Source organism: Curtobacterium sp. MCLR17_045 (assembly GCF_003234405.1).
Lineage (GTDB): Bacteria > Actinomycetota > Actinomycetes > Actinomycetales > Microbacteriaceae > Curtobacterium > Curtobacterium flaccumfaciens.
The window spans coordinates 1-22,987 of the sequence record NZ_QKTB01000005.1; the positions used below are offsets into that span (position 1 = coordinate 1).

Annotated in this window: 21 protein-coding genes and 1 tRNA gene; 15 read left to right on the top strand and 7 right to left on the bottom strand. The window is 71.6% G+C overall.

Annotated features, from left to right (window positions below; all coding sequences use genetic code 11):
- Positions 1–77 precede the first annotated feature (77 nt).
- Positions 78–572: a MarR family winged helix-turn-helix transcriptional regulator gene (locus tag DEJ05_RS05190; protein WP_111109919.1), complete on the bottom strand. Its 495-nt coding sequence runs from the start codon at positions 570–572 to the stop codon at positions 78–80.
- A 103-nt stretch (positions 573–675) separates the two neighbouring features.
- Here DEJ05_RS05190 and DEJ05_RS05195 point away from each other — a divergent pair, with 103 nt between their 5' ends.
- Together DEJ05_RS05195 and DEJ05_RS05200 are read left to right on the top strand one after the other, a co-directional pair.
- A complete protein-coding gene (locus DEJ05_RS05195) occupies positions 676–1,608 on the top strand; it encodes an NADP-dependent oxidoreductase (protein ID WP_111109920.1) in 933 nt (310 codons plus the stop codon).
- Positions 1,609–1,667: 59 nt separating this feature from the next.
- Positions 1,668–2,657, top strand: a complete 990-nt coding sequence (locus tag DEJ05_RS05200; RefSeq protein WP_111109921.1) for an alpha/beta hydrolase — start codon at positions 1,668–1,670, stop codon at positions 2,655–2,657.
- A 32-nt stretch (positions 2,658–2,689) separates the two neighbouring features.
- Here the strand turns inward: DEJ05_RS05200 and bla are convergent, their stop codons facing one another.
- A complete protein-coding gene (bla, locus tag DEJ05_RS05205; RefSeq protein ID WP_220037005.1) occupies positions 2,690–3,652 on the bottom strand; it encodes a class A beta-lactamase in 963 nt (320 codons plus the stop codon).
- A gap of 42 nt (positions 3,653–3,694) precedes the next feature.
- Between bla and DEJ05_RS05210 the strand changes: the two genes are divergently transcribed.
- Positions 3,695–4,252, top strand: a complete 558-nt coding sequence (locus DEJ05_RS05210; RefSeq protein ID WP_111109923.1) for a GNAT family N-acetyltransferase — start codon at positions 3,695–3,697, stop codon at positions 4,250–4,252.
- Positions 4,253–4,412: 160 nt separating this feature from the next.
- On the opposite strand, the gene DEJ05_RS05215 is transcribed toward DEJ05_RS05210, so the two are convergent.
- The gene (locus tag DEJ05_RS05215) at positions 4,413–5,894 is read right to left on the bottom strand and encodes a mannitol dehydrogenase family protein (protein ID WP_111109924.1); all 1,482 of its coding nucleotides are present in this window, start codon (positions 5,892–5,894) and stop codon (positions 4,413–4,415) included.
- Between the two features lie 161 nt (positions 5,895–6,055).
- On the opposite strand from DEJ05_RS05215, the gene DEJ05_RS05220 reads away from it, so the two are divergent.
- The 5 genes from DEJ05_RS05220 (at position 6,056) to DEJ05_RS05240 (ending at position 11,376) form a co-directional block, all read left to right on the top strand.
- Positions 6,056–6,694 (top strand): TetR/AcrR family transcriptional regulator, encoded by a 639-nt coding sequence (locus DEJ05_RS05220; RefSeq protein ID WP_181436729.1) that lies wholly within the window; start codon positions 6,056–6,058, stop codon positions 6,692–6,694.
- 86 nt (positions 6,695–6,780) lie between these two features.
- Positions 6,781–9,375, top strand: a complete 2,595-nt coding sequence (locus tag DEJ05_RS05225; protein ID WP_111109926.1) for an MMPL family transporter — start codon at positions 6,781–6,783, stop codon at positions 9,373–9,375.
- A gap of 134 nt (positions 9,376–9,509) precedes the next feature.
- Entirely contained in the window at positions 9,510–9,953 is a 444-nt protein-coding gene (locus DEJ05_RS05230) for a MarR family winged helix-turn-helix transcriptional regulator (RefSeq protein WP_017888357.1), read from the top strand.
- 51 nt (positions 9,954–10,004) lie between these two features.
- Positions 10,005–10,217, top strand: a complete 213-nt coding sequence (locus DEJ05_RS05235) for a hypothetical protein (RefSeq protein ID WP_027466129.1) — start codon at positions 10,005–10,007, stop codon at positions 10,215–10,217.
- A 37-nt stretch (positions 10,218–10,254) separates the two neighbouring features.
- Complete coding sequence (locus DEJ05_RS05240) at positions 10,255–11,376, top strand: alkene reductase (RefSeq protein WP_111047733.1); 1,122 nt, start codon at positions 10,255–10,257, stop codon at positions 11,374–11,376.
- 93 nt (positions 11,377–11,469) lie between these two features.
- On the opposite strand, the gene DEJ05_RS05245 is transcribed toward DEJ05_RS05240, so the two are convergent.
- Entirely contained in the window at positions 11,470–12,552 is a 1,083-nt protein-coding gene (locus DEJ05_RS05245; RefSeq protein WP_111109927.1) for a hypothetical protein, read from the bottom strand.
- An 85-nt stretch (positions 12,553–12,637) separates the two neighbouring features.
- On the opposite strand from DEJ05_RS05245, the gene DEJ05_RS05250 reads away from it, so the two are divergent.
- The 5 genes from DEJ05_RS05250 to DEJ05_RS05275 all read left to right on the top strand — a co-directional run bounded on the left by DEJ05_RS05250 (position 12,638) and on the right by DEJ05_RS05275 (position 18,248).
- Complete coding sequence (locus DEJ05_RS05250) at positions 12,638–14,752, top strand: acyltransferase family protein (protein WP_111109928.1); 2,115 nt, start codon at positions 12,638–12,640, stop codon at positions 14,750–14,752.
- Positions 14,753–14,924: 172 nt separating this feature from the next.
- Positions 14,925–16,595, top strand: coding sequence for a glycoside hydrolase domain-containing protein (locus DEJ05_RS05260; protein WP_181440661.1), 1,671 nt, complete (start codon positions 14,925–14,927; stop codon positions 16,593–16,595).
- Positions 16,596–16,624: 29 nt separating this feature from the next.
- Positions 16,625–16,846, top strand: a complete 222-nt coding sequence (locus DEJ05_RS05265) for a hypothetical protein (protein ID WP_071406470.1) — start codon at positions 16,625–16,627, stop codon at positions 16,844–16,846.
- Positions 16,843–17,523, top strand: coding sequence for a gamma subclass chorismate mutase AroQ (aroQ, locus tag DEJ05_RS05270; protein ID WP_258376090.1), 681 nt, complete (start codon positions 16,843–16,845; stop codon positions 17,521–17,523). Before DEJ05_RS05265 ends, aroQ begins: the two co-directional genes overlap by 4 nt.
- Before the next feature lie 92 nt (positions 17,524–17,615).
- Entirely contained in the window at positions 17,616–18,248 is a 633-nt protein-coding gene (locus tag DEJ05_RS05275) for a TetR/AcrR family transcriptional regulator (protein ID WP_111109931.1), read from the top strand.
- 158 nt (positions 18,249–18,406) lie between these two features.
- Here DEJ05_RS05275 and DEJ05_RS05280 read toward each other — a convergent pair.
- From DEJ05_RS05280 to DEJ05_RS05290, 3 genes are all read right to left on the bottom strand, one after another.
- A tRNA-Arg gene (locus tag DEJ05_RS05280) sits at positions 18,407–18,479 on the bottom strand.
- A gap of 110 nt (positions 18,480–18,589) precedes the next feature.
- Positions 18,590–19,375, bottom strand: a complete 786-nt coding sequence (locus DEJ05_RS05285) for a dienelactone hydrolase family protein (RefSeq protein ID WP_111109932.1) — start codon at positions 19,373–19,375, stop codon at positions 18,590–18,592.
- Between the two features lie 29 nt (positions 19,376–19,404).
- A complete protein-coding gene (locus tag DEJ05_RS05290) occupies positions 19,405–20,826 on the bottom strand; it encodes a glucose-6-phosphate dehydrogenase (RefSeq protein ID WP_111109933.1) in 1,422 nt (473 codons plus the stop codon).
- Between the two features lie 76 nt (positions 20,827–20,902).
- Here DEJ05_RS05290 and DEJ05_RS05295 point away from each other — a divergent pair, with 76 nt between their 5' ends.
- Positions 20,903–22,060 carry a Gfo/Idh/MocA family protein gene (locus DEJ05_RS05295; RefSeq protein WP_181440662.1) on the top strand — a complete coding sequence of 386 codons (1,158 nt, stop codon included), beginning with the start codon at positions 20,903–20,905 and terminating at the stop codon, positions 22,058–22,060.
- On the top strand, positions 22,057–22,983 hold the full coding sequence (locus DEJ05_RS05300; RefSeq protein WP_111109935.1) for a sugar phosphate isomerase/epimerase: 927 nt from the start codon (positions 22,057–22,059) through the stop codon (positions 22,981–22,983). Before DEJ05_RS05295 ends, DEJ05_RS05300 begins: the two co-directional genes overlap by 4 nt.
- Positions 22,984–22,987 lie beyond the last annotated feature (4 nt).

A 22,987-nucleotide genomic window follows, 5' to 3' on the forward strand; every position in this document is an offset into this window, starting at 1 on the left:
CTCGGCCCCCTCACGCTGTTCCTGGTGCGGGCCCCCCGCAGCTACCCCCCCCCCCCCCCGCCGGCGCGACCGTTCGGTCAGCTGCGCCGCCGCGCGCCCGCGGAGCGTGGCGGATTCGCGCGCAGGTGCTCCGCCGCTCCCCCGAGGATCCGCGCGAGGTCGTCGACGTCCGCGTCCGACATCGACGCGAACAGCAGGGTGTGCAGCGCCTCGATGTGTCCGGGGAAGACCGCGGCGAGGACGTCACGACCGGCCCGGGTGATCGTCACGACCGTGCTGCGTTCGTCGTCGGGCGAGGGCCCGCGGGTGACCAGCCCGCGCTGCTCGAGCAGTTGCGCCTGGTAGGTCAGCCCGCTGCGGCTGTAGACGACCCCGTCGGCGAGGTCGGTCATGCGCTGCTGCCCGCCCGGAGCATCACCGAGCCGGGCGAGCAGCTGGAACTGCACGTAGCTCAGGCCGCCGACGTCGCGCAGCTGCCGCTCGACCGCGTGGCGCAGCAGGCTGCTCACCTCGGTGAAGGCGAAGTACGCCCCGAGCTGCGTCGGGGTCAGGGAGTTCGGCGCATCGGTCACAAGTTCCATCCTACTTGTTGCTTCGAATTCGAAGCAGTGCTAGCGTCACCGACAGTTGCTTCGAACTCGAAGCACACGAGCAACACCGACGAAGGGCACGATCATGCAGGCAGTACGGTTCCACGAGGTCGGCGGTCCCGAGGTGCTCCGCACCGAGGACGTCGAGCAGCCCACCCCGAGCGCCGGGCAGGTGCGACTCCGCGTCGCCGCCTCGGCGTTCAACGCGGCGGACAACGGGATGCGGGGCGGGTTCCTGCCGATCCCGGTCCAGCTGCCGCACGTCCCCGGCTACGACGTGTCCGGCACCGTCGACGCGCTCGGCGACGGCGTCGAGGGGATCGCGATCGGGGACGCGGTCGTCGCGTTCCTGCCGATGGAACTCGACGGCGGGGCGGCCGAGTACGTCATCGCCCCGGCGGACGCGGTGGTCGCCGCACCGACGAGCATCCCGCTGGCCGACGCGGCGGCGCTGCCCTCGGTGGCACTCACCGCGTGGCAGGCACTGTTCGACGACGGGCGGCTCGAGGCAGGCCAACGCCTGCTGGTCATGGGAGCCGGCGGCGTGGTGGGCAAGTACGCGATCCAGCTCGCCGTCCGCGCCGGGGTCCACGTGATCGCGACGGCGAGTCCGCGCAGCATCGAGGCCGTCCGGGCAGCCGGCGCCCACGAGGTCATCGACCACACCACGGCCGACGTCCGTGCCGCCGTGACGGAGCCGGTCGACGCGCTGCTCAACCTCGCCCCGATCGACCCGCAGGACTTCGCGGCACTGGTCGACGTCGTGCGCGACGGCGGCGCGGTCGTGAGCACCACGGCGTTCATGGCCACGCCGGGCGACGAGTCCCGCGGGGTCCGGGCGGCGACGGTGTTCGTCCTGCGCAACCGCGAACGCCTGGCGGAGCTGGTGTCCCTGGTCGACGCCGGGGTGCTCACGGTCGAGGTCACCCGGCGCATCCCGCTGACCGAACTGCCGTCCCTGCACGCCGAGGCGGCCGCCGGACGGATCAGCGGCAAGGTCGTGGTCCTGGTCGGGTGACGGCCGTGGGACCCCGCCGCACCAGCACCACCCGCAGCAGCGCCGGATACGCTCGGCGCATGACGGACCAGGGGTGGCACGAGGACGTGCTCGGAGCACCGTACGAGCGGCTCGAACTGCCGCTCGGCACCGACTCCGAGGGACCCGTCGTCGCCACCCTGGTCCGCCGCCGGCACACCCCGACGGACCTGCTGCTGCACGGTCGCGGGCCCCTGCACGGGGTCGACGTGCTCTACGTGCACGGCTGGTCGGACTACTTCTTCCAGGTGGAGCTCGCCGAGCGCCTCGAACGGCTCGGTGCCCGGTTCCACGCGCTGGACCTGCGGAAGTACGGTCGGAGCCTGCGCCCGTACCAGACCCCGGGCATGGTCGACGACCTGGCGGTGTACGACGAGGACATCGCCGCAGCGCTCGACGCGATCTCGGCCGAGCACCCCGGCTCGGACCGCCGCCGACTCGTCCCGATGGGCCACTCCACCGGCGGCTTGACCCTGTCGCTCTGGGCAGCCCGGCACCCGGAGCTCGTGCACGGCCTCGTGTTGAACAGCCCGTGGCTCGAGTTCCAGGCCACCGCGGTCGGCCGGGCCATCGTCGCACCGGTCATCAAGCTCGGTGCCCGTCGGAACCCCCTCGCGCCGATGCCCGCCGTCGACCCCGGCTTCTACACCCGCACCGTCTCGGCCGAGGGCGAGGGGTCGTGGACCTACGAGCAGCAGTGGCGGCCGGAGCGTGGCTTCCCCCTGCACCCCGGGTGGCTCGCCGCGGTCTTCGACGGCCAGGCACAGGTCGAGAAGGGGCTCGGCATCGGGGTCCCGACCCTGGTGATGCTGAGCGACAAGAGCATGCTCCAGCCGCGGTGGGACCCGGGCATGGCGCGGGCCGACGTCGCCCTGAACGTCGACACGGTGGCGCACCGCTCGCTCTCCCTCGGCGAGGAGGTCACGGTCCGCCGACTCGAAGGCGCCCTGCACGACGTCGTGCTGTCCGCGCCGGAGGTGCGGGAACGGGCGTACGACGCCATCGGGCGGTGGGCGACCACCCTCCGCTAGTCCCGCGACGACAGTCCCGCGACGCGTGCGACTCAGTCGGCCAGCCCGGCGACCGCGGCACGGGTCGCCGCGGCGACGAGCGCGTCCGACGGCTCCGCACCGGGATCGGCCCGGCTCGTCATCACCACGAGCACGACGGGGTCGCGCCCCGGCGGCGTCACGACCGCGATGTCGTTCCGCACCCCGTAGGACGCCGTGCCGGTCTTGTCGGCGACCCGCCACGACGGGTCCACCCCGGCACGGATCGTCGCGTCCCCGGTCGTGTTGCCGAGCATCGCCTCGCGCAGCACCCGACGGTCGGCAGCGTCGAGGGCGTCCCCGAGCAGCACCGTCCGGAGGTCCGCCGCGAACCGCTCCGGTGTCGCCGTGTCCCGTCGGTCACCCGGGATCGCCTGGTTCAGGTCGGGTTCGACCCGGTCGACGCTCGTCGTCCGGTCCCCGATGCCGCGCAGCCACCGCTCGACGGCGTCCGGCCCGCCGAGCCGTTCCACCAGCAGGTTCGCCGCGGTGTTGTCGCTGGAGCGGAGCGCCGCGTCGACGAGCTCGCGCACCGTCATCCCGGTGTCGACGTGCTCGCTCGTCACGGGCGCGTACTCGAGCAGGTCGCCGCGGTCGTAGTGCACGAGGGTCGCCAGGTCGGCGTCGGACGAGGCGTCGAGGACCGCAGCCGCGATGAACACCTTGATCGTCGACGCGAACGCGAACCGCTTCCCCGCACGGTGCGCGATCGTCCGACCGTCCCCGGTGTCGACGGCGACGACCCCGAGCCGCGCGTCGTACCGCCGCTCCAGCGCCGCGAAGGCCCGGGCAGTGGCCGGGTCGGTCGACGGCGCCACGGACTCGGAAGCCGACCCAGAACCAGAAGCCGTTGCAGAAGCCGACGCCGACGACGTCGGCCCGGTCGACGCCCCGCCCGGGCCGCCGGAGCACCCCACCAGCCCGACCAGCACCAACGCCGTCAGAGCAGCGGCCGTCATCCTCGTCCCACCTCGCACGCCCCGAGCCTGCCCGACGACCGTGCAACTACCCTGAGCGGCATGCCAGCTCCCGCCGTCCGCCTCACCCGTCTGGACCCCACCGGCGCCGACCGCCAGGAGCTGCTCGCGTTCCTGACGTCCGAGGAGTTCCCGTTCCACGTCCGACGGCGCATCAGTGCGGCCGACGCGGCGAGCGCCGTCGACTCCGGCACCTACCGCGACGACGAGCACGACACCTCCTGGCTCGACCACGACGATCACGGCCGCATCGGTCTGGTCCGCCTCGAGGACCTGGCCGACCCCGTCCCCCTGTTCGACCTGCGCCTGGCCGGTCGCTTCCGGGGTCGGGGCCTCGGCGTCCCCGCCCTGCGTGCGGTGACCGACCACGTGTTCACGACGATGCCGGCGATCACGCGTTTCGAGGGCCAGACCCGCGAGGACAACACCGCCATGCGCCGGGTCTTCGTCCGCGCCGGGTGGGTGCAGGAGGCCCACTACCGCGAGGCGTGGCCCGTCGACGGCGGCCCGGCCGTCGGGTCGGTCGGCTACGGCGTGCTGCGCCGCGACTGGGAGACGGGCGAGAGCACCCCGGTGCCGTGGGACGACGTCGCGCTGTGAGCGGCTGACGGTTCTGGTTCACGATCCTCGGGGTTCGTGAACCGGAACCGTCATCGCGCGGACACGAACCGCCGTCCCGCGCCCGTCTCGTGGGCAACAGGCGGACGGGAGGCCCGTGGCGGCGCCGCCACGGGCCTCCCGTCCGTCGGTCGGTCGCGTCTCAGGACCGTGACAGGCGCTCCACGGTGGCGTGCGCGCCGTCCGCGATGAGCCCGTCCAGGGCGTCGCGGTACGCGGCGACGAACCGTTCGTCGTCGACCAGGTCGCCGAAGACCTGGCGGTTCGCGATGAAGGCGAGGCGGTCGTCGCGCTGGGTCAGGGCGATGCGGTGCAGGGGCTCGGCGAGCCGGTCGACGATCTCGATCGGTTCACCGGACTCGTCGGTGCCCTCGTCGTAGCGGGCCCACGACGCGACGATGCCGGCGGACAGCGTGACGGGCCGACCGGCCGCCAGGTTCTCGCGCACGACGGGGAGCAGCCACTTCGGGATCCGGTCGCTCGACTCGGCGCAGAGCCGGGCGAGGGTGTCGCGCACCTCGGGGTTCTGGAAGCGCTCGATCAGGGTCGACTTGTAGTCCTCCAGGTCGATGCCGGGCACCGGGTGCAGCGTCGGCGTGCCCTCGTCGTCCATGTAGCGGCGCAGGAAGGTCGCGATCGCCGGGTCCTGCGTTGCCTCGTGCGCGTAGCGGTACCCGGACAGGTAGCCGAAGTAGCAGAGCCCCTGGTGGCTGGCGTTGAGGAGTCGGAGCTTCATGAGTTCGTACGGCTCGACGTCGTCGACGAGCTGGACGTCGGCGTCCTCGTAGGGCGGGCGGCCGGCGGGGTGGGCGTCCTCGAGCACCCACTGGAAGAACGGTTCGGCGACAACGGGCCAGGCGTCGTCGATGCCGAGCTCGTCGCGGACCCAGGCGCGGTCCTCGTCGGCGGTGACCGGGGTGATGCGGTCGACCATCGAGTTCGGGAACGCCACGTGCTCGTCCATCCAGTCCGCGAAGGCCGGGTCCTGCAGCCGGGCGTAGGCGGTGAACATCGACCGTGCGACGTGCCCGTTGCCCTGGATGTTGTCGCAGGACATCACGGTGAACGGGTCGAGGCCGCGGTCCCGCCGGCGGCGCAGTGCCTCGACCACCAGGCCGAACACCGTGCGGGGCGGGCCGTCGCCGCGCAGGTCGGCCGCGACGCCGGGCTCGTCGGCGACGAACTCGCCGGTGACGTGGTCGAAGTTGTAGCCGCCCTCGGTGATGGTCAGGCTGACGATCCTGGTGTCCGGGTGCGCCATCTTCTCGACGACCGCGTCCGGGTCGTCGACGGCGAGCAGGTACTCGACGATGCTGCCGACGACGCGTGACTCACGGGTGCCGTCCGGGTGCTTGAGGACGAGCGTGTACAGACCGCCCTGCTCGGCCATCGCGGTCGCCATCCGACGGTCCTGCTCGAGCACGCCGATGCCGCAGATGCCGTACTCGCGGGCCTCGCCGCGCTGCAGGAGCCGGTCGATCACCATCGCCTGGTGCGCGCGGTGGAACCCGCCGACGCCGAAGTGGACGATGCCGGCGGTGATGCCGTCGCGGTCGTAGGTGGGCACGGCGACACCGCTCGCGGCGATCTCGTCGAGGGTCTCCGGGGACAGGCGGACGGGCATCGGTACTCCTTCGTACGGTGGCGGTTCGTCCGGCCAGTCTGGCACCCGGCACCTCCGCCTGAACAGCGGTGCAGCACAGACGTTCTGCGCCGGGGGACGAACCTGGGGATGCACTCAACATCGTTGCACCGAGTGCATCGATGCACCTAGTGTTCGATCTCGTGACCATCGCGACCGACCGCCGTGCTGCCCTCAAGGCGAAGCACCGTGCGGCGATCCTGCAGGCCGCTCGCGACCTGATCGACGAGCGTGGCGGCCGCGACTTCAGCGTGGACGACCTCGCTGCCCGGGCCGACATCGCCCGGCGCACCGTGTTCAACCACTTCGCCTCGCTCGACGAGGTCCTGCTGGCAGTGTGCGAGCAGGAGCTGTCCGTCATCATCGACCGGTTCCTCGCCGACATGGCCCGGACCCCGGTGGGCGACGGCAGCCGGGCCTCGATGTTCGACGAGCTCGAGTCCGCCGCCCGCGGTGCCGACCTGGCTCCCGCGATCGCCAGCATGTACCGGATCCTCGGCGACCCCGGCAAGGACGACCCGAAGGCCGCGGTCCTGACCCAGACGGCGTTCTCGCGGGTGACCGAACGACTCCGGCACGAGGTCGCCCGGCGCTACCCGGCCGCCGACCCCCTGGACGCCGCACTGCTCGTCGAGTCGCTCATGAGCGGCATCGTCGTCATCGCGGAGCACTGGCTGGCGACGTCCGGCCCCGAGCTCGACCGACCGGCGCTCGACGCGTGGGACGACCTGCTCGCACGACTCGTGCACAGCGTCCGCAGCGGCTACATGGCCGACGACTGACACCGCTCCACCTCCTCATCCCCCAGGGGTCCACCGGCGCACCCCGCACCACCAGCACCTGACACGAAAGGACCGCAGGCAACCGCATGGCCGGTCTCCTCTACCGTCTCGGACGGTTCTCCGCACGACGCCACTGGCTCGTGATCATCACCTGGGTCGTGATCATGGCCGTCGCGGGCGTCACGTACACGCTCTTCGCCGGCACGATCTCGTCGTCGATCACGATCCCGAACACCAAGACCAGTCAGGTGCAGGACCAGCTCGCCGACAAGTTCCCGTCGGCGAACGGCGGCAACGGCACGATCGTCTTCGAGACGAAGGACGGCAAGGCGTTCTCGTCGTCGCAGCAGTCCGAGATCGACGACTTCCTGACCGGCCTCGAGAAGCTCGACGGCGTCAAGGGCACGACGAGCGGCTTCGCCACCCAGGACCAGCTCGACGAGGGCCAGCAGAAGATAACCGACGGCAAGGCCACGCTCGCAGCCAACGAGAAGAAGCTAAGCGACCAGCAGAAGACGATCGATGCCGGCAATCAGCAGATCGAACAAGCTCAGAAGCAGATCGACGCGCAAAAGGCACAGGCTCAGGCGCTGACCGGTGCCGCAGCGGCGGCAGCTCAGCAGCAGATCGCGGCGGCCCAGGCGAAGCTCGACGCACAGCAGACGTCGTTGGAGTCTGGCCAGCAGCAACTCGATGCAGCGGCCAAGAAGCTGGCAGACGGCAAGACGGAACTCGACGAAAACGCGGCCCGGCTCGACCTGTCGAAGGACATCCGCTTCGTGTCGGACAACGGCAGCGCCGCGATCGGCACCGTGCAGTTCACGAAGTCGACCTACGAGGTCCCCGCGGACACGAAGACCGCCATCGCGGACGACGCCGAGTCGGCCGACATCCAGGGCGTCAACGTGTACGTCTCGAACGACATCGCACAGGGTGTGCCGTCGATCCTCGGCCCGGGGGAGATCGGCGGTGTCATCATCGCCGCGATCGTGCTGCTCCTGATGCTCGGAACGGTCATCGGCGCCGCGGTCCCGCTCGTCAGCGCCGTGCTCGGCGTCGGCGTCGCCTCGCTCACCGCCCTGTCGTTCTCGAGCGTCGTCGAGTTCATCTCGGTCACGCCCGTGCTGGGGGTGATGCTGGGCCTGGCGGTCGGCATCGACTACTCGCTGTTCATCCTGAACCGGCACCGGACCCAGCTGAAGCAGGGCATGCAGGTGCACGAGTCGATCGGGCTCGCCAACGGCACCTCGGGCAACGCCGTGGTGTTCGCCGGTGCGACGGTCATCGTCGCGCTGCTCGCGCTGAACATCACCGGCATCCCGTTCCTCGGCCTGATGGGCACGGTCGGTGCGGTCGCGGTGCTCTTCGCGATCCTCATCGCGACCTCGTTCACCCCGGCCCTGCTGTCGCTCATCGGCATGCGGATCCTGCGGAAGAAGGAGCGCGCGAAGATCGGCAACACCGACTCCACGCGGATCCCGAACAAGCCGATGTCGAGCTGGCGCGCGGTCATCACCCTCGTCCTCGGCGTCGCGGTGCTCGGCACCATCGCCCTGCCCGCGACCCAGATGCGCCTCGGCCTGCCGAGCGGTTCGTCCGAGGCCGTCGAGTCGAGCCAGTACAAGGCCTACAAGACGCTCGAGAAGGAGTTCGGCGCCGGGCAGAACGGCCCGCTGCTCGTCGTGGCGACCCTGCCGGAGTCGATCAGCAAGAGCGACGTCACCGCGACCGAGGTCACCATCGGCCAGGCGATCGCGAAGAACGACGACGTGAAGGCCGTGCTGCCCATCGGCGCCTCGAAGGACCGCGACATCGTCGCGTTCCAGGTGAAGCCCGCCGGCGGCCCGGACAGCGTCTCCACCGAGAACGTCGTGAAGGACCTGCGCGAGCAGACCGTCTCCACTGACGACGGCAAGGTCACCCTCGGCGTCGCCGGCAACGCGTCGGCGAACATCGACGTGTCCGAGAAACTCTCGAACGTGCTGCCGCTCTACCTCGTGGTGGTCGTCGGGCTCTCGCTGATCATCCTGATCATCGTGTTCCGGTCGTTCCTCGTGCCGATCACCGCCACCGCCGGGTTCATCCTGTCCGTGCTGGCGTCGTTCGGTGGGCTGACCGCGATCTACCAGTTCGGCTGGCTCGGCTCGGTCTTCGGTGTGCACGACCCGGCACCGATCCTGAGCTTCCTGCCCATCATCGAGATCGGCATCCTGTTCGGTCTGGCGATGGACTACCAGCTGTTCCTGGTGTCCGGCATGCGTGAGGCCTACGCCCACGGCGCGAGCGCGAAGGTGGCCGTCCAGCGCGGTCTGCACGCGGGTCGCGCGGTGGTCACGGCGGCGGCGATCATCATGATCTCGGTGTTCGCGGGCTTCATCTTCTCGGACTCGTCCACCATCAAGCCGATCGGCTTCGGGCTGGCGTTCGGTGTGCTGATCGACGCCTTCGTCGTCCGCATGCTGCTCATCCCGTCGGCGATGCACCTGCTCGGCAAGAGCGCCTGGTGGTTCCCGAAGTGGCTCGACCGCATCGTGCCGGACGTCGACGTGGAGGGCGCGAAGCTCGAGCGCACCCACCCGGTCGCCGGCCACGAGGACACGCACACCGGCACCCACGCGCTCCCCGTGGAGCCGGACGCGAACGCGCACGACTCGGGCCACCCGCCCGCGCACCGCGCGTAGTCGACGCACCAGCGCAACCACCCTGGAGGCCCGGTGCCGGTCCACGAGACCGGCACCGGGCCTCCAGGCCGTTGCGCCCACCGCCCCGGGTCGCGACCACACCACTTCGTGCACGAACGAAGTACCCTGAACGCATGACCCAGACCGCACCGGACCCGCTCGCGCTCGACCGGCAGCTCTGCTTCGCACTCGCGGCGACGAGCCGCAGTGTCATCGGGCTGTACCGCGACCTGCTCGAGCCGATGGGCCTGACCCACCCGCAGTACCTCGTGATGCTCGCCCTGTGGGAGCGGGACCCGCGGTCGGTGCGCGAGATCGCCGGGGAGCTGCGACTCGACTCCGCCACGCTGAGCCCACTGCTCAAGCGACTGGAGGCCTCCGGCTACGTCCGCCGCACCCGCAGCGCCGCCGACGAACGCCAACTCGAGGTGTCCCTGACGACCGCCGGGCACGCCCTGCGCGACCGGGCCCAGGCGGTCCCGCTCGCCGTCGCCGACCGGCTCGGGTGGCCACTCGCCCGACTCGAGTCCCTGAAGGACGAGCTGACCGAGCTGCTGGAGCGCGTCGACCAGGTGTGATCCGCGGCCATCAGTGCCATAATGGTTCGTGCACGAACGAAAGGATGCACCGTGGGACGCTTCGGCCAGTGGTACGAACGGTGGAACACGACGCTCATCAACAAGATGGGCCCCTCGCAGATCGGCGCCGGTCGCCCCGAGGGCATCGACGACCGGACGATCGACCGGGGCTGCCCCCTCTGCGGCAAGCCACTCTCGCAGCACCAGGTGATCCGGCCCGAGGGCCAGGTGCGCTCGTCGACGCTCGTGTGCCCGCGCGACTGACCGCACTGCCTGAAGAAGTGCTCCGAGGCGGAATTGCATGGGACAACTCGTCGTTCGCCCTGACGTGAAGCTCTTCGAACCCGCCTCCATCGGCGCCCTGTCCCTGTCGAACCGCGTCGTCATGGCCCCGCTCACGCGCACCCGCGCCGGCGAGCACGGCGTCCCGAACGACCTGCTCGTCGAGCACTACCGGCAGCGCGCCGGCCTCGGCATGATCATCACCGAGGGCACCTGGCCCGTGCAGGAGGGCCGCTCGTACCCCGGGCAGCCCGGCATCGAGACCGACGACCAGATCGCCGGCTGGCGCCGCGTGACCGACGCCGTGCACGCCGCCGGCGGCACCATCGTCATGCAGCTCATGCACGGTGGCCGCGTCTCGCACACCGACATCTCGCAGACCCCGCGCATCGTCGCCCCGTCCGCCATCGCCGCCCCCGGGCAGACGCACCTGGCCGACGGCTCGAAGGCCGACATGCCCGTCCCGCACGAGCTGACCACCGCCGAGGTGCAGGAGGCCGTGCAGGGCTTCGTGCAGGCCGCCCGCAACGCGATCGCCGCCGGACTCGACGGGGTCGAGGTCCACGGCGCCAACGGCTACCTGGTGCACGAGTTCATGTCGCCGGTGTCGAACACCCGCACCGACCAGTACGGCGGCTCCCCCGAGAACCGCGCACGCTTCGCGATCGAGGTCACCACGGCCATCGCCGAGGCCATCGGCGCCGACCGCACCGGCATCCGCCTGTCGCCCGAGCACGGGATCCAGGGCGTCATCGAGGACGACGCGGACGACGTGCGCGCCACCTACACCGCCGTCGCCGAGGGCCTCGCGCCGCTCGGCCTCGCCTTCGTCGACGTCCTGCACGCCGAGCCGACCGGTGACCTGGTGCAGCACGTCCGCCGTACCGCGGGCGCGCCGTTCATCGTGAACTCGGGCTTCTCGTCGCTCACCACGCGAGACGAGGCCATCGCGATCGTCGACGGCGACCACGCCGACGCCGTCGCCGTGGGCCGCGCCGCGATCGCCAACCCGGACCTCGCGCACCGCTGGGAGCACGACGCCGAGCTCAACGAGCCGCGTCCGGAGCTCTTCTACGGCGCGACCGCCGAGGGCTACACCGACTACCCGTCGCTGGCCGAGGCGCGCGCGACCGTCGCGTAGTCGACGCACCACCTGAGAAACGGGAGGCCCGTGGCGACACCGCCACGGGCCTCCCCTCCGTACCGGGGCCACGTCGCAGGCGTGCGCCGACGGTCAGTGGTCGAGGACCGAGAGCGAACCGACCACCGCGACGGCCAACGGTCCGCTGTAGGACACGCAGACGACGCCCATCCACACGGCCCCCGCCCACGTCGCTCGCAGACGGCTCTTCCGCCGGTCGCGGAGCACCAGGCGACGCCCCGCGGCGGCGATCGCGTCGGCGTGCCCGTCCTCGAGCAACGAACGGTCGTCCTGGTACCGGGAGGCGGCGCGCACGACACGGGGCACGACCTCGCCCAGGACTGCCTCGACCTGCATCCACGGCGCAGGGCGCGACCAGTCCGCGGTCCCCGGCGCCGAGAAGACCAGCCGGTCGTCGACCATCTCGACGTTCCAGCCGGCCGCGTGGTCGACGAGCGCCGCCATCACGTCAGGGGTGAGGACGTACAGCGCGTCCCGGCCGTAGTCCTCCGGCGCCCACACCCGGAAGTGCCGGTCGAAGTCGCCCTCCAGCGACATCCGCTGCCGGTGGCGGAGCACCACCGGCAGGTCGCTGCGACGACCGTCGTTCGCCGTGGCGTCGAGGAGCAGGTGCGGCAACGCTCCGGGCAGCCGGACGGTCAGGTACGTCCAGTCCCGCGAGACCATCCAGCGCCGCAGGACGCAGCCGAACTCGACGTCCGGGACGCCGTCGACGTGCACGGGGGCGGCGCCGAACCGGGGGTGGACGCGGATGCCGGAGTAGCGCGGGGTGATCATCGAGTCGAGCGGCTTCGGACGGACCGGACGCGCCGGGTACCCACTGGCCTCCCCCGTCAGCACCGCCCGAACCTCGTCCGGACGCAGGGTCCGACGTCGTTCGCCCCGGACCAGGAGCACGACGAGCCCGACCACACCGGCGACGAGCACCACGAACCAGGCCGCCCAGCGGACGACGTCCCCGACACCCGCACCGTTGTGGACGAGCCCGGTGCCCCAGACCACGAGCGCGGACGCGAGCCACGCGAGCGGGACCTCGATCGCCAGGAGCAGCGCGTTCCACCACCACGGGGCTTGTCGCGGGCGGCGCATCCGCGGTCGTCGCGCCGTCTCCGCCGCGAACTCGTCGTCGGACGCGGTCAACCAGCGCAGGTCCATCGGCCCCCCCCCCTCTGGAGAAGGATCGTAGCGTCCGCGCCGAGAACGCCCGGCGGAGCCGTCCTCGTCTCCTAGGATCGACGCAGTGAGTACAGCAACGCCGGGCGAGCGGGGCCCCGCGCACCGAGCGCGCGACACCACGCGGTGGGACATCCAGGGCCTCCGCGCGTTCGCCGTCCTCGCGGTCGTCGTCTACCACCTGTGGCCGGGCGCCCTGCACGGTGGGTTCGTCGGCGTCGACGTCTTCTTCGTGATCTCCGGCTTCCTGATCACCGGGCTGCTGCTGCGGGAACAGCTCGCGACGGGCACGATCCGGCTCGGACGGTTCTGGTCGCGCCGGGCCAAACGCCTGCTGCCGGCCGCGTTCCTCACCATCGTCGTCACGGGCATCGCGGTGCTCGTCGCCGTGCCGAACGCGCTGTGGGGACAGTACGGGCGTGAGCTGATCGCCTCGACGGTGTACCTGCAGAACTGGGAGCTCGCGGCGAACGCCGTCGACTACCTGGCGTCGGCCGACGCCCCCTCACCGTTCCAGCACTTCTGGTCGCTGTCGGTCGAGGAGCAGTTCTACATCCTCCTGCCGCTCCTGCTGCTCGGCGTCGGGGCACTCGCACGCCGTCGGTTCACGCCGCTGGAGACCGCGCGGCTGCTGCTCGGCAGCGTCGTCGTGCTGTCCCTCGTGTGGAGCATCGTGCAGACCGCCACCGACCCCGGCGTCGCCTACTTCTCCACCGGCACCCGCGCGTGGGAGTTCGCACTCGGCGGTCTCGTCGCCACCGTGCACCTGCCCGAGGTCCGCACCGAGGTCGCCCGACGGGTCCGCCTGGTCGCCACCGGCATCGGCGTCGTGGCCCTCGCACTGTCCCTCGTCGTGATCACCCCGGAGACGGCGTTCCCCGGGATCGCGGCGCTGCTGCCGGTCGCCGGTGCGGCACTCGTGCTGCTGTTCGGCGCGGGGACCGAGTTCGAGGACGTCGGTGCGCTGCGGCCCGTCGCCTTCTTCGGTCGGATCTCGTACGCGCTCTACCTCTGGCACTGGCCCCTCGTCGTCATCCTGCCGATCATGCTCGGCCGTCCGCTCGACTGGGCGACGAGCTCGGCGGTGCTGCTCGTCGCGATCGGTCTGGCCACCGCGACGACCATCTGGTTCGAGGAACCCGTCCGGTTCTCGACGTGGCTGCGGGACCTGCAGCCCCGCGGCGTCGTCTCCCTCGCCGTCATCTGCAGCTTCACCGTCGTGACGCTCGGGGCAGCCACCCTGACCGCCGTCTACGTGCAGGAGGTCAACGCGACCACGGTCACGAAGCAGGTCACCGCGGAGCAGGAGGACGACGACGAGTCCTGCTTCGGTGCCGCCGCGCGCATCGGCTTCGCCGACCCCTGCGTCGACCCCGAGCTCGCCGACGTCCGTGTGCCCGCTCCGGCCGTGGCCAAGGACGACGACGACAACCGCGCCGAGTGCTGGAGCGGCACGTTCCGGCCCTGCGTCCTCGGCAAGACCACCGGCTGGTCGAAGCACCTCATCGTCATCGGCGACTCGCACAGCAACGCACTGCTCGGTGCGTACGAGAAGATCGCCGACGACAACGGCTGGCGGATCGACCTGGCCGGCGCCGGCGGGTGCTACCTCACCACCGCGCAGCAGGACTCACTGAGCCCCTCGTCGATGCGGGGCTGCAACTCGTGGAAGCACGCCGCCATCGACTACGTCCGCGAGCACCGCGACGCCGACGCCCTGGTCGTCACCCACTCCACCACGCAGATGCCGGTCAGCCTGCCGCCCGGAACGGCCCGCGACAAGGCCACCCGCAACGGCCTGGTCGACGCGTGGGAGCAGGCCGCCGGTGACGAGCTGCCCGTCATCGCGGTCCGTGACAACCCGGTGCCCCGCCCCGACGTCGTCGCCTGCCTGAGCACGATGTCCGGGCCGACGACGGACGCCTGCGACCGGTCGCGCGCCGAAGCACTCGGCCTGACGGACTCGTCGGTCGAGGCCGTCGCCGCGTTCCGGGCGGCCGGGGGCAAGGCAGCCTCGATCGACCTGAGCCGCTACTACTGCACCGACACCACGTGCCCGGCAGTCGTCGGGGGCGTCCTGGTCTACCGGGACAGCACGCACATCACGGCGACGTGGGCGTCGTCGCTCGAGCCGTACCTGGAGCGTGCGCTGCGGGACCGGTTGGCGGCGTTCGCGCGCTGAGCCGGACCCCCCGGAACGGGCGGACTGAGCGCTTCATCAGACGATCGTCTGCCGAATTGCAGGACCGTCCCAAGTTGAGGGACGAAGTTGCTCGGACCATGCCGCGGCCATCAGCATCGCACAGCGCGATCGACGGCCAGCGGACGCTCGAGGCAACTGAAGGGGCACCCCCGTGCACATCTCGCGCCGAACTGCGCTCATCGGCATCACCGCCACCGTCCCGCTCGTCACGACCGCACTCGCGGCCCCGGCCGACGCCGCCACCCCGTCCGGCGCGGCCGGCTCCACCGGGTCGACCGGTTCCTCCGGCTCGTCCGGCTCCGCCGACTCGGGCGTGCTGGCCGTGCAGCGCTGGCTCAACACGACCTTCGGGCACCTGCACGGATGGGTGCACGTGGACGAGGACGGGCTGACCGGCAGCGGCACCGTGCTCGGGATCGTGCAGGCCACCCAGTCGCTGCTCGGCATCTCCCCCGTGGTCGCGACGTTCGGGCCGACGACCCGTCGGAAGCTCGAGCAGCACGGCGACGTCGGGGCCGAGACGGGCGACGACGCCGCCACCTGGCGCCGGCTCGTCCAGGCCGGACTGGTCTGCAAGGGCGCCTCGACCGTCACGCTCACCGGTGAGTACGACGCGGCCACCGTCGCGGCCGTGCAGGCGCTCCGGTCCGACCTGGGTGCCGAGCCCGGCGCGCTCCCGCTGTCGGCGCACCTGTTCGGCGCGCTCCTGACCGTCGACCCCGTGCGACTCGCCTCCGGCGGGTCCCGAGCGGTGCGCACGGTGCAGCAGTACCTCAACCGCACCTACGCCGAGGCGACCGGCGGCGCGTACGGCAGCACGAGCGGACTCGTCGACACGAGCACGTACTCGGCGGCGATCCGCGCGGTGCAGGTCGCGGTGGGCGTCACGGTCGACGGTGCCTGGGGCCCGGGGACGGCCGCCGCGCTCCGTGCCGCGGGCCCGAGCGTCGTCGGGGTCGGGGCCACCGGCGCCTGGGTGCTGCTCGTCAAGGCGCTCCTGGTGCTGAACGGCGAGCGCGTCGTGTTCAGCAGTGCCTACTCGGCGGCGGACGCCGCGGTGGTCCGTGCGTTCCAGCAGTTCCAGGCGTTCCCGCCCGCCGAGCAGACCGGGACGTGCGACGCCGGCACCTGGGCAGCCCTGGCGGCGAGCACGGGTGACCCGGACCGTGCGACGACCGGTGCCGACACCGCGGTGCGCCTCGACGACGCCCGCGCGGCCGCCGTCCGGGCGTCCGGTGCCACCAGCGTCGGCCGGTACCTCACGAACCACCAGCGTTCCGGGGCACTCGACAAGGCCCTGACCCCCGAGGAACTCCGCGTGATGGCGAGCGCCGGCCTCGGGCTGTGGCCGATCTTCGAGGAGGGCGGGTTCGCTGCCTCGTGGTTCACGGAGGAACAGGGCGTCCGCGACGCCCACCGCGCCCACGACGCGGCCCGGAAGCTCGGGATCCCGAAGCAGACCACCGTCTACTTCGCCGCCGACTTCGACGCGACCGCGGCGCAGGACGAGTCGCTCGTGGTGCCGTACTTCCGTGGCGTCGCCGCCGGCCTGCGGGACCGGGGGAACCTGTACAAAGCGGGCGTCTACGGCTCCCGCGCCACGTGCACCGCCGTGAGCAGCGCCGGACTCGCGCACTTCTCGTTCGTCGCCGGGATGTCGCCGGCCTGGGCGGGCAACCAGCTCGAGCCACTGCCGGGCAACTGGTCGCTCAACCAGATCCAGAACCGCACGGTCGGGTCGGGCAACGGGTCCACCGAGATCGACGCCGTGGTGGACTCCGGGCGCGACCCGGGCGTCCCCGCGGCGCTGCTGGCCGACTGACCGGCCGCTGACCGGGATCGAGCACCGCCGTGACCACCACGACCCCGCGTGACGACGAGCCGCACGCCGTGTTCCCGCACCGTGCCACCTACGTCTTCTCGAACTTCGAGGAGGCGATCTCGATGGACTGCTACTGCGACGAGGGCGCCGACCACTTCGGCGTCTACCCGTTCTACGACGAGGTCATCAAACCGATCATCGACGATCTGACCCGACGCGTCCGGCGCCGGTTCGGGAAGGAAACCCCGTGAACACCGCACACCCCACCACCCCGACCACCGCCCGGCACCGCACCCGCCGGACCGCCGCGACGGCCCTGGCCTTCGGGCTGCTCGCGGCGGGCATCGCCCTGCCGACTTCAGCGGCGAACGCCGATCCCCTGCCCACGTCCGCCGAACCGACGGGTTCCACGATGACCATCTCCCACGACGGTTCCCGTCCCGCGGCGTCGACGGCGGAGCTCGACACCATCGGCACGCTCATCCTCCGACGGCTCGAGCTCGCCGACCCGGTGGCGGAGTCGAAGTGGCTCAGCGGGAAGCCGGTCGCCGATCCGGTGCGCGAACAGGCCGTCGTGGACGAAGCGGTGACCCTGGCCGAGCAGCAGGGCGTCGACCCCGTGCTGGTGACCCGGGTGATCCGCGCACAGATCGCCGCGAGCAAGGTCGTCCAGCGCGGCCTCATCAACCACTGGACGCACAACCCGTGGACCGCACCCACGACAGCCCCGGACCTGACGACCATCCGCCCCCAGCTCGACGCCATCGACACGGACCTGGTGACCGCGCTCGGCCAGGCCCAGACCGTCGCCCAGGACCACCGGTGCGCACACCTGGTGGACGCGGAGCGGAAGCACCTCGACGTCGGACTCGACTCGCTGCACCGGAAGGGGATCGACGTGGCCTGGCACACGTTCTGCGCCGCCTGACGCGGGCAGGGGACGGGCCGTCATCATGAGCGGCCCTAGGATGTGGTGTTCACTGATCGCTCAGCTCCGGGCGAGGAAGGACACCGCGCCAGATGAACCAGCGGCAGCTCGCCATGGAGGCCTCTCGACGAGCCATCATCGATGCCGCGGGGCAGCAGTTCGCCGCCTTCGGCTACGAGGCGACCACGTTCTCCCGCGTCGCCGAGGCGATGGGGAAGCCGAAGTCGGCGATCGGGTACCACCTGTTCCCGTCGAAGAAGGACCTGGCGACGGCGGTCATCGAACTGCAGCAGCAGCGCTGGCGTGAACTCTTCGACGCACTCCCCGCGCAGCCGGGCATCGAGCGGCTGACGGTGTTCCTCCTGACCACCGGGATGGACGTCCGCCGGGGCTCGGTCGCGGGCGGCGCGGTCCGGCTCCTGCACGAACTCGGCAAGGCCGGCGTGCCGGTGCCGCGCGGCTTCGACTGGTTCGAGATGACGCGGGGCGAGCTCGTCAGCGCCGGGGTCGCGGCGGCGGACGTGGACGCGGCCGCGGTCCAGCCGTCCGTCCTGCTGCTCCTCAACACGACGCTGGGCATGGTGGACGGTTCAACGCAGCTGACCGACGACGAGCTCGTGGCGCAGCTCAAGGCGCTGTGGGCACCGCTCTTCACGTCGTTCGGCATCGCCGGTGCGTCCGAGGTCATCGCGGCGGCCCAGCCGTACACGCCGGCCACTTCGTGAGCAGGAACGGTCGAGTCCGTCTCGGGGACTCGACCGTTCCTGCTCACGAAGTCGCACGGACGTGACGCGCAACGGACGGACCCGTGCGCGCACGCCGGCCGGAACGACGAAGGGCCCCGGTGGAATCCACCGGGGCCCTTCGTCGTGCTGCTTGCCTGTGCGCTCGAAGGGACTCGAACCCCCAACCTTCTGATCCGTAGTCAGATGCTCTATCCATTGAGCTACGAGCGCGTGGCCTTGCGGCCGTGGAAGACTCTACAACAGGTGCGGCCCGGGCGCCAATCGAGGCCCTCCGGCCCCCGTGCTCGGCGTGTCGCGAACGGTCTCCGACGGCCGCAACGTCACAGCGCCGCGGGCTCCTCGTCGAACACCTCGGCCAGGAACACCCTGAGCGCCTGCCACGACCGGCGGTCGGCGCGCTCCTGGTACTGCGCGCCGTGGTCCGGAGCGTCGGTGCCCGGCACCGCGAACGCGTGCATCGCACCCGAGTACGTCACGACCTGCCAGTCGACGTCCGGCGCCGCCCGCATCTCGTCCTGCCACGCGTGCACGGCCTCGTCCGGCACGACGGGGTCGGCGCCCCCGGTGAGGACGAGCAGCTTCGCACGGATGTCCGCGGCGTCCGAGGGTTCGTGCGCGATGAGGCCACCGTGGAACGCCACGGCACCGACCAGGTCGGCCCCGGTCCGTGCGAGTTCGAGTGCGGTGGAGCCGCCGAAGCAGTACCCCATCACGACGACGCGGGTGGGGTCGACGTCCGGGTCGGCGAGCAGTCGCTCGAGCCCGGCGGTGGCGCGGGCCCGCAGCAGGGGCAGGTCCTGGTAGAAACCGCCGGCGACCTGGGCCGCCGTGTCGTCGCCCGGGCGGACACCGGCGCCGTAGATGTCCGCGCCGAACGCGACGTAGCCGAGCCGGGCGAGCATCGTCACCCGGGCCTCGACGTGCTCGTTCACGCCGTGCCAGTCGTGCACGACGAGGACGGCAGGACGACGGCCCGCGACCGCGGCGTCCTTCGCGAGCACACCGAGCAGTTCGGTGCCCTCGTGGTCGTAGGGGACGTCGTCGACACGGATGTCGGCGCCGGCGGGTTCGGGAACGGTCTGCAGGACGTCGTCGGTGGTGTTCACGTCGCCCGACGCTACGCCGCCACTCGGGCTCAGGCCTCGATGTTGTCCCAGCCGTCCGGGCCGACGGACCCGGCGGCGTACTCGTCGAGGGGTGCCTTGCCGGCCTTCCACGCGTCGAGGAACGGCCCGACGACCTTCCAGCCCTGCACGGCGCTGTCACCGCGGACCGACAGCGTCGCGTCGCCCTCGAGCACGCCGGCCAGCACCTCGCCGTAGGCACTCAGGCGCCCGGGGTTGAACGTCACCTCGAGGCTGGTGTGGTCGATCGTGTACGGGTCACCGGCGCCGTTGACGTTGAGCTCGAGCTGCATCTCGTCCGGGGCGATCCAGATGCGCAGCCGGTCCGGCAACTCGGTGCCGGTGAGCCCCTCGGGCACGTGCGGGGAGTCCTTGAACGTGATGACGATCTCGCGGCGCTGCGCGGCGAGCGCCTTGCCGGACCGCAGGGTGAACGGGACGCCGGCCCAGCGCCAGTTCGCGATCTCCAGGGTGAGCTGGGCGAGGGTCTCGGTGCCGAGCGACGGGTCCACGCCGTCCTCGTCGACGTACGACGGCAGCTGGCGGTCCCCGACGGTGCCGGCGGTGTACCGGGCGCGCTTGCCCGCGGTGACGACGTCGCCGCCCCACGGCCGGACGGCCCGCAGCACGAGCTCCTTCTGGGTGCGCAGGTCGTCGGCCTTGATCGAGGCGGGGGCCTCCATCGCGACGACGGCCATCACCTGCAGCAGGTGGCTCTGGATCATGTCGGTGAGCGCCCCGGCCTTGTCGTAGTAGCGCGCCCGGCCCTCGAGACCGAGGGTCTCGTCGTAGACGATGTCGACGCGCTCGACGTGCTGCGACGAGAGCAGCGGTTCGATGATGCGGTTGGCGAAGCGCAGCCCGAGCAGGTTGAGGACGGTGGAGCGGCCGAGGAAGTGGTCGACGCGGTGGATGCGTTCCTCGGGGATGAACGAGTGCAGCAGGTCGTTCAGGTGCGAGGCACTGTCGGCGTCGGTGCCGAACGGCTTCTCGAGCGCCAGGCGGGTGCCGGCGGGCAGGTCGAGGTGGGCGAGCTGCTCGCAGCTCTTCTCGGTGACCGCCGGCGGCAGCGCGAAGTAGATCGCGGGGTCGTGCTCGCACGCGGCGAGCAGTGCCCGCAGGTCGTCCGGGTCGGTGACGTCGGCCTTCCGGTAGGTCGAGGCGTCGACCACGGCCTGCAGTCGCTCCGGCAGCGCTGTGTCACCCGAGGCGCCCTCGTCCTCCTCGTTCTTCGACGCCTGCGCGTTCTCGAAGGACTCGCGCACCTGCGCCTTCCAGTCGGCGTCGGACAGGTCCTCGACACCGGCCCCGACGAGCTGAATGTCCCAGTCGTCCTTCACCTGGAGCAGGGTGGCGAGGCCGGGCAGGAGCAGGCGCTTGGACAGGTCGCCGCTGGCTCCGAGGATGAGCAGGCTGGTCTGGAGGCTCGACATGCAGCAGACGGTACTCATCGGCCCCGGTGGATGACCGGGCCGCTACGGTGGTGTCAGTCCGGCGCGAGGGAGCACCATGAGCAGTGGGTACGAAGGGCGACGCCTCCGTGTCGCCGTGGTCGGGACGGGCATGATCGCCGGCGTCCACGCCCGGGCGGCCCGGGCCTCCGGCGCCGAGGTCCTCGGTGTGCTCGGCCGGAACGCCGCCCGGTCCGAGCAGGTGGCGGCGCAGCTCGACCTGCCCCGTGGCTACGCCTCCCTCGACGAGGTCATCGCCGACGCCCCCGACGTCGTGCACATCTGCACCCCGAACGACCAGCACCACCCGCAGGCGCTCGCGGTGATCGCGGCCGGCATCAACGTGGTGTGCGAGAAGCCCCTGGCGATCGACCCCGCGCAGGCCGCCGAGCTCGTCGCCGCCGCTGCCGAAGCCGGTGTCGTGGCCACCGTGCCGTTCGTGTACCGGTACCACCCGATGGTCCGCGAGATCCGGGCGCGCGTCGCCGACGGGGAGCTCGGCCGGCTGCTCGCGGTGCACGGCCACTACCTGCAGGACTGGATGCTCGACGAGGACGCCTCGAGCTGGCGGGTCGACCCGACCTCGAGCGGGCTGTCCCGCGCGTTCGCCGACATCGGCTCGCACTGGTGCGACCTGGTCGAGTTCGTCACGGGTGAGCGCTTCGCCTCGGTGTCCGCCGCGACCGACATCGTCTACCCGACGCGGCCGGCGGCGTCCGGTCCGTCGTTCTCCGGCTCCCCCGACCCGGACCCGGTGGCCGATGCGGCCGAGCGCGCCGAGGTCACCACCGAGGACACCGCCGTCGCCACCTTCCGCACGGCCACGGGCCGCATCGGCAACGTCGTGATCTCGCAGGTCGCCTCGGGCCGCAAGAACCGCCTGTGGTTCGAGGTCGACGGCACCCGCGGCAGCGCGGCGTTCGACCAGGAGCAGCCCGAGTCGGCCTGGTTCGGCAACGAACGCGGCGCCCAGATCGTGGTCCGCGACCCGTCGCAGGGGTACCCGGACCAGCGCCGGCTGGCGATCGTGCCGGCCGGGCACCCGCAGGGGTACCTCGACGCCTTCGCGGCCTTCGTCGCCGACACCTACACCGCGGTCCGCACCGGGGTGGCCCCCGACGGACTGCCGACGTTCGCGGACGGCGCCCGCTCCGCCGACATCATCGAGGCCGTGATCGGCAGCGCGGCCGAGACGACCTGGCGGGAGATCCGGTGAAGCTCGGCATGCTGACCGCCTGCCTGCCCGGTTGGTCACTCGACCGGATCGCCGGGTTCGCCCAGCAGCAGGGCTACGAGCGGCTCGAGGTCGCCGTCTGGCCCGGCACCGGCGGTCGCGACTTCGAGGCGGCGCACCTGCCGGTCGCCACGTTCACCGACGAGGACGCCCTGGCCACCCGCGCCCTGCTCGACCGCACCGGCCTCGAGATCTCGGCGCTCGCGTACTACGAGAACAACCTGCACCGGGACCCGGAGCACCGTGCCGCGGTGCGGACCCACCTCAAGCACGCGATCGACACCGCGCAGACGCTCGGCGTCCCGTACGTCGGCACCTTCATCGGGCGCGACACCACGAAGTCCGTCCGCGAGAACACGGCCGAGGGGAACCGGGTCCTGCCCGAGCTCGTCGACTACGCCGGCGAGCGCGGCGTGCGGCTCGTCATCGAGAACTGCGTGATGGAGGGCTGGCACCCCGACGGGTACCCCGGCAACATCGCGTACTCCCCCGAGCTCTGGGGTTGGGTGACCGGTCTGGGCTTCGGCCTGAACTGGGACCCGTCGCACCTGACGTGGATCGGCATCGACCCGGTCGAGACGATCCTGCCGTTCGCCGAGCACATCGTGCACGCCCAGGCGAAGGACCTCGAGCTGTTCCCCGAGCGGCGCAACGAGTACGGGTTCTTCGGCAAGGTCGACAAGGGCGACGACCCGTGGGACATGGGCTGGTGGCGGTTCCGGGTGCCGGGACGCGGTGTCGTGGACTGGCCGCGCGTCGTCGACCGCCTCTACGAGGCGGGCTTCGACGGCACGCTGAGCGTCGAGCACGAGGACCCGCTCTGGGGCGGCACCGACGACCGGGTGCTCGAGGGGCTGCGCATCGCGCACCGCACGCTGCGTCCGCTGATCGCGCAGGAGCAGTAGCCGG

Excerpts from the sequence above, each read along its gene's own strand:
- DEJ05_RS05195 (WP_111109920.1), top strand. The coding sequence starts at position 676 with ATGCAGGCAGTACGGTTCCACGAGGTCGGCGGTCCCGAGGTGCTCCGC.
- DEJ05_RS05200 (WP_111109921.1), top strand. The coding sequence starts at position 1,668 with ATGACGGACCAGGGGTGGCACGAGGACGTGCTCGGAGCACCGTACGAG.
- DEJ05_RS05210 (WP_111109923.1), top strand. The coding sequence starts at position 3,695 with ATGCCAGCTCCCGCCGTCCGCCTCACCCGTCTGGACCCCACCGGCGCC.
- DEJ05_RS05215 (WP_111109924.1), bottom strand. The coding sequence starts at position 5,894 with ATGCCCGTCCGCCTGTCCCCGGAGACCCTCGACGAGATCGCCGCGAGC.
- DEJ05_RS05225 (WP_111109926.1), top strand. The coding sequence starts at position 6,781 with ATGGCCGGTCTCCTCTACCGTCTCGGACGGTTCTCCGCACGACGCCAC.
- DEJ05_RS05230 (WP_017888357.1), top strand. The coding sequence starts at position 9,510 with ATGACCCAGACCGCACCGGACCCGCTCGCGCTCGACCGGCAGCTCTGC.
- DEJ05_RS05240 (WP_111047733.1), top strand. The coding sequence starts at position 10,255 with ATGGGACAACTCGTCGTTCGCCCTGACGTGAAGCTCTTCGAACCCGCC.
- DEJ05_RS05245 (WP_111109927.1), bottom strand. The coding sequence starts at position 12,552 with ATGGACCTGCGCTGGTTGACCGCGTCCGACGACGAGTTCGCGGCGGAG.
- DEJ05_RS05275 (WP_111109931.1), top strand. The coding sequence starts at position 17,616 with ATGAACCAGCGGCAGCTCGCCATGGAGGCCTCTCGACGAGCCATCATC.
- DEJ05_RS05290 (WP_111109933.1), bottom strand. The coding sequence starts at position 20,826 with ATGTCGAGCCTCCAGACCAGCCTGCTCATCCTCGGAGCCAGCGGCGAC.
- DEJ05_RS05295 (WP_181440662.1), top strand. The coding sequence starts at position 20,903 with ATGAGCAGTGGGTACGAAGGGCGACGCCTCCGTGTCGCCGTGGTCGGG.